This window comes from Ruegeria sp. BHSC223 (genome assembly GCF_059613025.1).
In genome coordinates, this window is record NZ_JBXWRR010000019.1 from 46578 (window position 1) to 55963 (window position 9386).

Consider the following 9386-nt stretch of genomic DNA (forward strand, 5'->3'; position numbering starts at 1 on the left):
GCTTAGTGCAGGAACCCCGCCCGGTCCTCTGCCCTGCGGCCCGGTGCCGCCGGGATCACCGGGCGGCGGTTCAACGCCAGTCCCAGCTGTTCGCTCAGCGCCACCAGCGCAGGCGCCAGATCGGGTCGGACGATCAGCGCGGCCAGCATCAGCGCATCCTCGCGCGCGCCGGTGGCGGCGGCGGCCACCATATGCGCGAAACAGGCCTCGTCCGCCCCCAGACAGGCGCACCCCAGACCATGCCGCATCAACGGACGCCGCCCATAAGACGCGCACAGCCCGCAGATCTGCCGCAACAGCTCGGCAGAGCGCCCCTCGGGCAACGCCGCGCGGCCCTCCACCGCATCGCTCCACAAACGCAGGCAATGCACCGCCGAGGCCTCGAGTGCGGGAAGATCGGCCAGATGCCCGACAGCAGCACCGCCGCGATGTGCCGCCGCGCTCATTTGGTCAGGATCAGCTTGCCCGCGCGGGTGATGCGCAGGGTATAGAGCTGGTCGCCCAGCCGGATATGGGCAAGATTGCCTCCCTTGGTCAGGTCCTCGGCCTTGTGCGAGGGCAGGATCTGGAACGCAGGATCGGCGGTCGGGGTGGCGCTGTGGATCGTCATGTCATTGTCTCCGTATCGGCAAATCGGGTCGCTGTTGATCGCTGGCTGACGGAGACTCCGATGGCTGCGCACGCCCTAAACCTGACTATTTTTGTCGTCTTTGTCAAGCCGCCCTTCGCTCCCAAATCTCATCAATTGTAATTCACGTCCATGAATGTCAGAATGTATCCAGAGGAGAGTTTCATGACCCTGACCCGACGCACCCTGCTCGGCCGCCTCGGCGCCGGCCTTGCCCTGACCGCCACCACCCCGCTGAGGCTATGGTCGGCGACCGAGACAAACATCGGCGCCGCGCGCATCACCAGCCTGTCGGATGGCCATCTGGTGCTTCCGGCCGGTTTTATGTTCGACCCGATGCCGCAGGCGGAGCTGCCGACGCTTCTGGCGCGCTATGGGCTGGAAGGCGATACGCTGCGGCCCGACTGCAACGTCACATTGATGCAGAGTGAGGGACGCAATATCCTGTTCGACGCAGGGTCCGGTGCGAGCTTTCAGGACAGTGCGGGCGAGCTTGTCGATGCGCTGGATGCCATTGGCCTTACCCCCGACGACATCACCGAGGTGGTATTCACCCATGGTCACCCGGACCATCTCTGGGGTGTGCTCGACGATTTCGACGACCCGCTTTTCGCAAATGCCCGCCACCTGATCGGCAGGATCGAGCGCGATTACTGGCTGGATCCGGCGACCGTCGATCAGATCGGCGTCGACCGCGCCTCGTTCGCCGTGGGCGCCGCGCGGCGGCTGGAAGCGCTGGAAACCCTCGAGACCTTCGAGGATGGGGACGAGATCCTGCCTGGTGTTGCGGCGGTCGCGACCTTCGGACACACGCCCGGGCACATGTCCTTCGAGATCCGCGAAGGCGGTGATGCATTGATGGTGGTGGGTGATGCGATCGGCAACCATCACCTTGCCTTTGCCCGCCCGCACTGGCCTTCGGGCGCGGATCAGGATCGCGCGATGGGGGCCGAAACCCGGGTCCGCCTGATGCAGCGCCTTGCCAGCGAACGCATGACCATGATCGGCTATCACCTGCCCGAGGGCGGCATGGGCCATGTGGAAGCCGCCGAAGACGGATACAGGTTCGTCCCGTTGGAGGGCTGAGCGCGACAAAGCCCGCTGCGCGGGCTGCCTCCGGCGGAGGTATTTTGAAACAGAAGAAGACTGGGGGACCAAAAGGTCAGCCCCCTGCGCATGTGGCAGGGGGCCTTCTCCTGTTACGGCCATCGGCGCCTCCGCCTGTACCGCCCGGTCAGAATGGCGCATTAACGTTAACAGTTCCTTTCTTCTGTTCAAAAATACCTCCGCCGGAGGCATGGGCGGTTCGTCAGAACCGCTCATACGGGCTTGCCGTTGCCGCCACGCTCTGACAGGGATCGAGGCACAGTCGGAGTTTGCCCATGACCTTGGCCCTTGTGTTCGATCTTGATGGCACGCTGGTGGACAGCGCGCCCGACATCACCGCCGCCGTGAACCGGATGCTGGCGGCCGAAGGGCTGGCCGCGCTCGATCTGGCCACGGTCACTTCCTTTGTCGGCAAGGGGCTGCCGCATCTGGTGGCTCAGGTGATCGACCATCTCGGCCTCGACAAGGCGCGTCATGGTGTGCTGACCGCCGCCACGCTGGCTGAATACAATCGGGCCGGATCAGAGCTGACACGCCCCTATCCGGGCGTGATTGTCGCGCTCGAAGCTCTGAAAGCACGCGGCGCCGCAATGGGGATCTGCACCAACAAACCGATCGAACCCGCACGCCATGTCCTTGCCGATCTCGGGCTTGACCGGTTCTTTGACGTGGTGATCGGCGGCGACAGCCTGCCCACGCGCAAGCCCAACCCCGAGATGCTGCACGCGGCCTTTGCCGCCCTTCCGGATCTGCCCCGCATCTATGTGGGCGACAGCGAGATCGATGCGGAAACCGCACAGAACGCCGAGGTCCCCTTTCTGCTGTTCACCCAAGGCTATCGCAAGCGGCCGGTCGCAGAGGTGCCGCATCGGGCGGCCTTCGCCGATTTCAGAGACTTGCCGGGGCTGGCCAGTCAGGCACTGGCGATCTGAGCCGCCACCCGGTCGCGGATGGCCTGGGGCCAAGGCAGCGACCGGCCCAACCGGGCCACATGCACCAATGTCGTCGAGGCCCGCAGGCGCAACTCGTCGCCGCAATGCGCCGTCAATTCGTAGTCAAGGCTCGAATTGCCGATCCGGGTGGGCGTTAGCCGAAAGGTGAGCACATCGCCATGCAGCGAGGGCGCGGTGAAGGTGGCCTGGATCTGCGCCGTAGGGGCGCCGTTTTCCTTGACCAACTCGTGAAACGGCAGGCCCAGATCGGTGGCGAACCAGTCTTCGACCACGTCGTTGATCATTTCGAAATAGCGCGGGAAAAACACGATGCCCGCCGGATCGCAATGTTTGAACCGGACTTCGATTTCGGTGGTAAAGCTCATCTGGCGCCCCTTGTATCGGTCGGTCGACTTTTGCCCGTGGTCGGCGCGCAGCTCAAGCGGTGATCGCCTCCCATGCGGCGATCAGCCCCTGCCGGGTCATCCGCGCCGCATCGGCCTGGGTCGCGGGTGCCCCCTGTGCGGCCAGAGCATCGACGTAGAGGCGAGGCATCTGGCCCTCTCCCATTACCGCAAGTTGCTGTCCCAACCAGAACGGCCGGGTCGCTGCCAGTTCCGCCCCGATCAGCCCGCCGAGAATCTGCGCACGCGCGGCCTCTTCCGGCAGCCCCTGCAGCGTGGCAGCGGCATGGGCGCTCCAGAGGCGGGCCAGCATCTGCTCGGGTCGCGACAGGCCATCGGCAACCGCATCGGAAAACGCACCGGCATCCACCCCCGCCGCGCCCAGCCAGCGCCTCAGGACCGTCCCTGCGGTCAAAGACGAGAGTATCGCCCCCGAGAGGAAGCTGCGGAAACTTACAACTTCACCGGCGCTGACATGCACCCAGCGGCTGGTTTCGCCGGTCAGGCAGATCACACCGTCCCAACCGGGGTTGAGGGCGAGAAACCCGGCAACGCGGGTTTCATCGCCCTGCATCATGTCGGCGGGTTCGGCCTGCGCAAGACCCGGCACCGCGTTCAGCACCACACGGGGATCGCCAAGGTCGATCTGCCAGAGCCCGCCCGAGAGCGGCGCACAGGGGACCACATCGCGCACCGGGCCAAGCGGACCGCAGGCAATGACCGGAACCCTCTGCCCCGCGTGCCGTCCAGCCACCAGTGCGAGGATCGAGGCGGCATCGGCGGGGCGCGGGCCGTCATCGACGGCCTCGTCCAGCACGTCGCGACCGCGCATCACCCAGAGGCGGCGGCGCGTCGTGGTCCAGTCAAGGGCGATCCAGTCGCGGGTCATGCGGGTCTCCGGCTGCGTGTGCCGTTCTTACGGCAGCCGGGCGGTTCGGCCAAGCGCTGTCAGAACCGGTAGGTGGCGCCAAAGACCGGGCCGGACTGGGTGAACGAGTAGTCGTTGCCGTTCGACAGCGTGTGATCGACCGACAGGTGGCGATAACCGAACCGTAGCCGCCAGTTGTCGTTCAACTGGTAGTCGGCAGTAAGCAGCGCCTGCCAGCTTTCGCTGTCGCTCTGAAATCCGCCATAGTCGAAGAAGGCGGTGCCGTTCCACCTGTCGGACAGGCGCACCCGAGCGCGCAGCGCGATCACCGGGTCGATCCAGTTGTCATTGGCCACCACGGTACGCCCCGGCAGGATTCCCGGCAGCGCGGTCAGCGTGGTGCGGGTATCGAACCAGCGCAGACCGGCGCCAAGATCAACGGCGAGATCGGGGGTTTCATGCACGCGGTAGGCGGCATAGGCGTTAAACACCTGCGTCTTGGCCGCCGTGTTGATGCCTGAAAAGGCACCGCCCGGCGTCGGATTGCCAAACGAGATGTCGGTCATCATGTAATCGGCCAGGAAACTCCACCGGCCGTTGCTGGCACCAAAGGATCCCATGAAGGCGACGTCGAGATTGTCGAGCGCGTCCTTGAAGCTGAGCGTGCCCTCGATGGTACCGGCGGGGGTGGTGACGCCGGTCTCGGTCTGGGCGGTAAAAAGATAGACGGTCGCCTCGTAATTCCAGTCGGATTGTTGCGACGCCACCGGAGAGGCCGCCGCAAGCGCAAGTACAAGGGATGCGGTGATCTGGGCTTTCATGGTTATCTCCCCGATGCCGAAATGATTGGATTCCGATCGTCCCATATGAAATGCCCCGGAGCAAGAGCGGGCGGGTGTGACCTCTTGGCGAGGAGGGAAGCGCGACATGAATGTTACGCGTATTTCTCCAGAAATGCCTCTGCCCGCAGGCTGCGGAAATCGGGCAGCGCGGCGCGCAGGCGGGCATGGTCCCAGTCCCACCAGGCCAGCGCCATCATCCGCTCGGCCACGTCCTCGGGGAAACGGCGACGAATGAGGCGCGCGGTATTGCCGCCGACGATGGTGTAAGGCGCCACATCCCTGGTCACGATACTGCCCGAGGCGATCACCGCGCCATGGCCGATGGTGACCTCGGGCTTGATGATGGCGGCGTGACCGATCCAGGTGTCATGGCCGATGGTGGCGGTGCGACCGGCGCGATGGGCGAACCAGCCGGCATCGTGTTCGGCATCGTCCCAGTAATCGGCCGAGCGATAGTGGAAATGATGCAGCGAAGCCTTTTCCATCGGGTGATCGGTGGCGCCGATACGGGTGAAGCTGGCGATATTGGCGAACTTGCCGATACGCGCATTGGCAATGTCGCAAGTGCGGTCGCAATAGCTGTAGTCGCCCCATGTCGTGTTGGTCAGGCGGCTATTGGCGCCGATCTCGACATAGGCGCCAAAGCGGCTGTCGGTGATCTGGCAACCGGGGTGCAGGAAGGGGGCTTCGGCGCTGAGACGGGCCATGGTGCGGGTTCCGGTGTAGTTCAGGGCAGGAAGAATGGTTCGGGTTCAGGATCGCCGCGCCGTTTGCGCGGCCGCGCCGTCTCGCCCCGGATCAGGCGGGCGCGCAGCCAGCCCGAGAACCAGTCCATCAGCATCACCATCAGCACGATGAGCAGGATGTAATAGGCGACCTCTTCCCAGTCCTTCTGGGTGATGATGGCCTGGGTCAGCAACAGGCCGATGCCGCCGCCGGTGATGGCGCCGATGATGGTGGCGCTGCGGGTGTTCGATTCGAGGAAATAGAGCACCTGGCTGAGCAGCACCGGGGTGATCTGCGGGATCACGCCAAAGCGATAGCGCTGCGCCGCATTGGCGCCGGTGGATTGCACGCCCTCGATCTGCTTGGCATCGACGTTTTCCAGCGCCTCGGAGAAGATCTTGCCAAAGGTGCCGCTGTCGGTGACCAGGATCGCCAGCGCGCCGGTCAGCGGGCCGGGGCCGAATGCGCGGGCCAGCACCACGGTCCAGATCAGCGCATCGACCCCGCGCACGAAGTCGAAGATGCGGCGCACCGCAAAACGGACCGGCGCCAGCGGGTTGAAGTTGCGCGCGGCAAGAAAGGCCAGCGGCAAGGCGATGATGGCGGCGCCAAAGGTGCCGAGAAAGGCCATCAGGATGGTCTCGCCAATGGCCCAGGCCACGTCGCCATGCCGCCACATGGTATTGTTCCAGAAACCGTGCCAGATCGCCCACGCCTCGCCATTGGCCGCACGGCGGGCCAGTTCTGCGGGGGAGAGACCGTGATAGGGGCTGTCGAGGGTGAACCAGAACAGTTCCCACCCCGCGAAGTAGCGGAAGACTTCCGACCGGTTGCGGGTCACGGTCAGGCGTCCGGCCTCGGTGGTGACGGTGATGCGGTTTTTCGACTGGTTGATCCAGTCGGGCACCTCGCCCGGCGGCAGTTCGGTGACCACGCCCTGACCCCGGGTTGGGGTGGCGCGCAGGGTGCCGTAACCGGGGATGTCGTATTCCACCGTTTCGGGGCCAAAGCGGACGATATGGCCGCCCGTGAGGTCGATCACCGTGGTTTCACCCAAGTCGACCCAGTCAGGTGCCTGACTTTCGGGATAGCTCCCCTTGCGCTCGCCTTCGATCGCGACGGACACCGCGCCCGAGCGGTTGTCGCGGGTGACATGGGTCTTGTAGCTGTAGCTGTCGGCCACCAGCGTGCGGCCATTGTCCCAGTTGGCCCGCGCGGCCAGCCCCGGCATGTCGAAGGCAAAGACGATGTAGGCCAGATAGGCCAGCACCAGTGCAGGCATGCCAAAACCCAGCAGCCGCTTGCGGGTGAAAAGGCGGTCGGCCCGATGTTTCAGGTGGATCAGGTCCAGATCGGTGGTGGCGGTGCTCATGTCGTGACCCCTGCCCGGGCGCCATGGGTCAGCCGGGCGCGCAGGCGGTCCGAGATCTGATCCACCGCGACGATGGTGACAAAGAGAAGAAGGAAGATCGCCGCCGCCTCGTCGTAGCGCCCCTGCCCCCAGGACATGGCATTGCGCAGCTCATAGCCGATGCCGCCCGCGCCGACAAAGCCGAGGATGGCCGAGGCGCGGATGTTGATCTCGAACCGCAACAGCGCGTAGCTGACAAAGTTGGGGCCGACCTGCGGGATGACGCCCAGATACATCCGCTGCGCCCAGTTGGCGCCGGTCGATGCCAGCCCCTCGACCGGTTTCAGCGAGACATTCTCGGCAACCTCGGAGAAGAGCTTGCCCAGCGCCCCGGCGGTGTGGATGGCGATGGCGATCATCGCGGGCACCGGGCCGCCGCCCAGCACGAAGATCAGCACCAGCGCGATCACGATCTCGGGCACCGCGCGGCAGATATCGGCGATGCGGCGAAACAGCGGGATGAGGCGCGGCCAATAGGCCAGACCGCGTGTCGAGAGGAGCGCCAGAACGGAACCGCCCAGGGTGCCCAACAGGGTAGCGGCGGCGGCGATGTTCAGCGTCTCGACCAGCGCGGGCAGGAAATTCACCAGATGGGCGGGCAGTTGCGCCGATTTCTCCAGCGCCTCGGTCAGAACTTCGGCCGGGTAGTCGAGGATGCGCCGCCAGCCGTCGACGAACCCGCCCGCATTGCGGTCGTCGGCGGTGTGAAAGCCCGCCGCCATCAAGGACACGAAGAGGATCAGGAGGATACCGCCATAGACCCGTTTGCGCTGCGTGAGCGCGGTATAGTCGTCGCGGATGCGGGCCAGGTCGCCTTGCCCGGCGGTCAGGTCTGTCATGGAATGCTCCCGATGCAGGAACGGGGCCCGCTGCGTGCGGGCCCCGCTCTCCGGTGAACCCGGTTCAGTTCGACTTCAGCTTGCGCGCCTCGATGATTACCTCATAGGCGTCATGGGTGATCGGCATGAAGCCCTTGGCATCGCCCTGCAGCACGCCATAGGCGCAGTCCTCGTCCATCGACTTGAGCGAGGCCAAGAGGCCGGTCATCTTGACCTTGACGTCGGCGGGCAGCGCCTTGCGAACGACAAACGGGCCTTCGGGGATGGGTTTCGACTGCCAGATCTGCACCAGGTCGTTCATGTCGACCAGACCGGCATCGACCGCCTTGCGCAGGGCGCCCGAGTTGAACCCGTCTTCCCATGCGCCCAGACCGTCGGCCCAGGTGACGCCGCCGTCAACCTCGCCATTGCTGACCGCAACGATGGTCTGCTCGTGGCCGCCGGTGAACTTGACCTCGCCGAAGTAATCGCCCGAGGTCATGGTGGCGCCGGTTTCCTGCGGGATCTCGATGGAGGGGATCAGGAAGCCGCTGGTCGAATTCGGATCGCCGAAGCCGAACACCTTGCCCTTCATGTCGGCCAGCGAGGTGATGCCGCTGTCCTTGCGGGCGAACCCGATGGAGTAATAGCCGTAACCGCCGTCATTGTTGACCTTGACCAGGATCGGTTCGACCGCTTCGGGGTCGCTCAGATAGGTCTTGGCATAGCCCGAGGCGCCCAGCCAGGCCATGTCGATGGTGCCGCCCAACAGGCCCTGAATGACACCGTTGTAGTCGGCGGGGGCAAAGAGCTTGGTCTCGACGCCCAGCAGATCCTCGGCCTTTTCGCGCAGGCATTCGTTGGAATTCAGACGGTCCTGGGCGTTCTCGCCGCCCAGGATGCCGATGCGGAATTCGGTGATTTCCTGCGCCAGCGCCGGGGTGGCAAGGGCGGTGGTGGCCGCCAGAACGGCAACAAGCTTTTTCATCTTTGGTCTCTCCGGTTGGTTGGTCCGGCCCATCCCAAGGCCGGGATTGCGGTGGATAGGGTCAGATTGCGGCCTCGGCCCGATAGAGGGCGTCCTGCGCCGCATCGAGCGTGTCGATCTCGGTCGAGGTCGCGGCCTCGGAAAAGCTGGCATCGGCGCCATAGATCTCGCGCGCGACACCGGTGGTGAGCTGTTCGGGCAAGCCGTCGAACACGATGCGCCCGTCGCGCATGCCGACGACGCGGTCGCAATAGCGGCGCGCGGTATCCAGCGTGTGCAGGTTGGCGATGACGGTGCGGCCGTCCTCTTCGTGGATGCGGCGCAGGGACTGCATGACCACCTGCGCGTTCATCGGGTCGAGCGAGGCGATGGGTTCGTCGGCGAGAATGATCGCCGGGTCCTGCATCAGGGCGCGGGCGATGGCGACGCGCTGTTGCTGGCCGCCCGACAGCGCCTCGGCCCGTTTGGCCGCATGAGCCGCGATGCCGAGCCGGTCGAGAATGTCGATGGCGCGGTGGATATCCTCGGTCGGGTAGAGGTTGAACATGGTGGCCAGCGTCGAGCGGCGGTTGAGCGTGCCGTGCAGCACGTTCGAGACCACATCCATGCGCGGCACCAGATTGAACTGCTGAAAGATCATCGCGCATTGCGCCTGCCAGGCG

Annotated in this window: 12 protein-coding genes; 2 read left to right on the forward strand and 10 right to left on the reverse strand. The window is 65.2% G+C overall.

Annotated elements, in window-relative coordinates; genetic code table 11:
- Nucleotides 1–2: 2 nt before the first annotated feature.
- Both AC2FNY_RS18770 and hemP read right to left on the reverse strand, forming a co-directional pair.
- Entirely contained in the window at nucleotides 3–446 is a 444-nt protein-coding gene (locus AC2FNY_RS18770) for a hypothetical protein (protein WP_496803387.1), read from the reverse strand.
- Nucleotides 443–610, reverse strand: a complete 168-nt coding sequence (gene hemP / locus AC2FNY_RS18775; RefSeq protein ID WP_234140056.1) for a hemin uptake protein HemP — start codon at nucleotides 608–610, stop codon at nucleotides 443–445. The genes AC2FNY_RS18770 and hemP overlap by 4 nt, the downstream gene beginning before the upstream one ends.
- Nucleotides 611–793: 183 nt before the next feature.
- Between hemP and AC2FNY_RS18780 the strand changes: the two genes are divergently transcribed.
- Nucleotides 794–1714, forward strand: a complete 921-nt coding sequence (locus tag AC2FNY_RS18780) for an MBL fold metallo-hydrolase (RefSeq protein WP_496803388.1) — start codon at nucleotides 794–796, stop codon at nucleotides 1712–1714.
- A 296-nt stretch (nucleotides 1715–2010) separates the two neighbouring features.
- Complete coding sequence (gph, locus tag AC2FNY_RS18785; RefSeq protein ID WP_234163666.1) at nucleotides 2011–2667, forward strand: phosphoglycolate phosphatase; 657 nt, start codon at nucleotides 2011–2013, stop codon at nucleotides 2665–2667.
- Here the strand turns inward: gph and AC2FNY_RS18790 are convergent.
- The 8 genes from AC2FNY_RS18790 to AC2FNY_RS18825 all read right to left on the reverse strand — a co-directional run.
- Nucleotides 2649–3053, reverse strand: a complete 405-nt coding sequence (locus tag AC2FNY_RS18790; protein ID WP_234140059.1) for an acyl-CoA thioesterase — start codon at nucleotides 3051–3053, stop codon at nucleotides 2649–2651. The genes gph and AC2FNY_RS18790 overlap by 19 nt on opposite strands.
- Nucleotides 3054–3105: 52 nt before the next feature.
- Entirely contained in the window at nucleotides 3106–3960 is an 855-nt protein-coding gene (locus AC2FNY_RS18795) for a 2-dehydro-3-deoxygalactonokinase (protein ID WP_496803389.1), read from the reverse strand.
- Nucleotides 3961–4019: 59 nt separating this feature from the next.
- The gene (locus AC2FNY_RS18800; RefSeq protein WP_496803390.1) at nucleotides 4020–4760 is read right to left on the reverse strand and encodes a porin family protein; all 741 of its coding nucleotides are present in this window, start codon (nucleotides 4758–4760) and stop codon (nucleotides 4020–4022) included.
- A 113-nt stretch (nucleotides 4761–4873) separates the two neighbouring features.
- Nucleotides 4874–5488: an LbetaH domain-containing protein gene (locus AC2FNY_RS18805; protein WP_234182880.1), complete on the reverse strand. Its 615-nt coding sequence runs from the start codon at nucleotides 5486–5488 to the stop codon at nucleotides 4874–4876.
- Between the two features lie 20 nt (nucleotides 5489–5508).
- A complete protein-coding gene (phnE, locus tag AC2FNY_RS18810; RefSeq protein WP_496803391.1) occupies nucleotides 5509–6879 on the reverse strand; it encodes a phosphonate ABC transporter, permease protein PhnE in 1371 nt (456 codons plus the stop codon).
- Complete coding sequence (gene phnE / locus AC2FNY_RS18815) at nucleotides 6876–7757, reverse strand: phosphonate ABC transporter, permease protein PhnE (RefSeq protein WP_496803392.1); 882 nt, start codon at nucleotides 7755–7757, stop codon at nucleotides 6876–6878. Before phnE (AC2FNY_RS18815) ends, phnE (AC2FNY_RS18810) begins: the two co-directional genes overlap by 4 nt.
- A gap of 64 nt (nucleotides 7758–7821) precedes the next feature.
- A complete protein-coding gene (gene phnD / locus AC2FNY_RS18820) occupies nucleotides 7822–8724 on the reverse strand; it encodes a phosphonate ABC transporter substrate-binding protein (protein ID WP_234171261.1) in 903 nt (300 codons plus the stop codon).
- A 61-nt stretch (nucleotides 8725–8785) separates the two neighbouring features.
- The coding region (locus AC2FNY_RS18825) for a phosphonate ABC transporter ATP-binding protein (RefSeq protein WP_496803393.1) at nucleotides 8786–9386 on the reverse strand (601 nt) is incomplete at its 5' end.

What these genes read in the sequence shown, in the direction of transcription:
- AC2FNY_RS18770 (WP_496803387.1), bottom strand. Translation starts at nt 446, where the DNA reads ATGAGCGCGGCGGCACATCGCGGCGGTGCTGCTGTCGGGCATCTGGCC.
- hemP (WP_234140056.1), bottom strand. Translation starts at nt 610, where the DNA reads ATGACGATCCACAGCGCCACCCCGACCGCCGATCCTGCGTTCCAGATC.
- AC2FNY_RS18780 (WP_496803388.1), top strand. Translation starts at nt 794, where the DNA reads ATGACCCTGACCCGACGCACCCTGCTCGGCCGCCTCGGCGCCGGCCTT.
- gph (WP_234163666.1), top strand. Translation starts at nt 2,011, where the DNA reads ATGACCTTGGCCCTTGTGTTCGATCTTGATGGCACGCTGGTGGACAGC.
- AC2FNY_RS18790 (WP_234140059.1), bottom strand. Translation starts at nt 3,053, where the DNA reads ATGAGCTTTACCACCGAAATCGAAGTCCGGTTCAAACATTGCGATCCG.
- AC2FNY_RS18795 (WP_496803389.1), bottom strand. Translation starts at nt 3,960, where the DNA reads ATGACCCGCGACTGGATCGCCCTTGACTGGACCACGACGCGCCGCCGC.
- AC2FNY_RS18800 (WP_496803390.1), bottom strand. Translation starts at nt 4,760, where the DNA reads ATGAAAGCCCAGATCACCGCATCCCTTGTACTTGCGCTTGCGGCGGCC.
- AC2FNY_RS18805 (WP_234182880.1), bottom strand. Translation starts at nt 5,488, where the DNA reads ATGGCCCGTCTCAGCGCCGAAGCCCCCTTCCTGCACCCCGGTTGCCAG.
- phnE (WP_496803391.1), bottom strand. Translation starts at nt 6,879, where the DNA reads ATGAGCACCGCCACCACCGATCTGGACCTGATCCACCTGAAACATCGG.
- phnE (WP_496803392.1), bottom strand. Translation starts at nt 7,757, where the DNA reads ATGACAGACCTGACCGCCGGGCAAGGCGACCTGGCCCGCATCCGCGAC.
- phnD (WP_234171261.1), bottom strand. Translation starts at nt 8,724, where the DNA reads ATGAAAAAGCTTGTTGCCGTTCTGGCGGCCACCACCGCCCTTGCCACC.